General features: G+C 75.5%; 1 protein-coding gene. It reads right to left on the reverse strand.

Annotation, left to right across the window (positions count from 1 at the left end; genetic code table 11):
* Window positions 1–12 precede the first annotated feature (12 nt).
* Entirely contained in the window at window positions 13–1,080 is a 1,068-nt protein-coding gene (locus tag GUY60_RS37780; protein WP_223178784.1) for a GNAT family N-acetyltransferase, read from the reverse strand.
* Between the last annotated feature and the right edge of the window lie 45 nt (window positions 1,081–1,125).

Genomic DNA, 1,125 nt, shown 5'->3' on the forward strand with positions numbered 1-1,125 from the left:
GCCCCCGCACCCTCAACCCGTACCGCCCGCAGGGCCCGTGCTGCCCGGCCGGATGAGCGGCGCGTCCCGTGTCAGTTCGCGGAAGCCCGTGCCGTGGTACAGCTCGCGGGCCTGTGGGTGGCCCGGTGCGCCCAGGCAGGCGACGGTCGCCTGGGTGGCCCCGGCAGCGCGGGCCAGGCGCATCCCGTGCAGCAGCATCGCCCTGGCAAGGCCGCGGCGGCGGTGCTCCGGGTGGGTGCCGAGGGGCTCGAACTCGGCGGTCCTGTTGGGCTCGTCGAGCCACAGCACGGTCGAGGCCGCCATCGTGCCGTCCGCCGCCTCCACCAGGAGGTGCAGATCGCCGCGGTACCCCGGGGCCCGCCGCACGCCCCGGTACGTATCGGCCGTGTACGTCGACGAGCCCCAGGCGGCGGCATGTGCGGCGGCCGTGGCCTCGGGCCCCGCCTCGTCGGCGGTGCGGAAGCGGTACCCGTCCGGCAGCCGGGGCGGTGCCACATCGGTCAGGTCGCGTTCGTTGAGCTGGGTCCAGGAACCGTGCTCGCCGAGCGCGGCCAGGTCGGCCGTGTAGCCGTGCGCCGCCCAGCGCTCCAGGGCGAACGCGTCGGCGGCGCTCGGCAGCACCGTACGTTCGAGGCCGGCGGCCGTGGCGTCGTACCAGTCGATGACCGCGTCGACCAGACCGGCGTGGCCGGGGTGGACCTGGTACGAGAGGTAGGCTCCGTCGGCGGCCTCGCGGGGGAGCCGGGCCCAGGCCCAGGCGACCGGGGCGCCGCCGGAGAACCACAGCCTGTGCCGCCAGTTCGGTCCTTCGTCCCCGTGCCCCCTGCCCCAGTTCCAGGCCAGCTCGCCGAAGGTCGCGTCGCCGTTGACCAAGTCGGGGCGGAGCGCGGTGACCCGCTGCGCCAGGCCCTGCATGTCGCGCAGACCGGCGGCCGTCAGCGGTTCGACGTCCGGCTCGGTGTCCGGCTCGGTGTCCGGCAGTTCGGGTACGAAGTCCGGCTCGGTGCCCGGCCGTTCCGGCTCGTTGTCCGGCGCGGAGCGGGTGTAGTGCGGCTCGGTGTCCGGCGCGAAGTCCGTCATGGTGGGCCACTGTGCCAGGACCGGGACCGCGTGGCTCAGCGGACC

The organism is Streptomyces boluensis (assembly GCF_009908195.1).
Classification (GTDB): domain Bacteria; phylum Actinomycetota; class Actinomycetes; order Streptomycetales; family Streptomycetaceae; genus Streptomyces; species Streptomyces boluensis.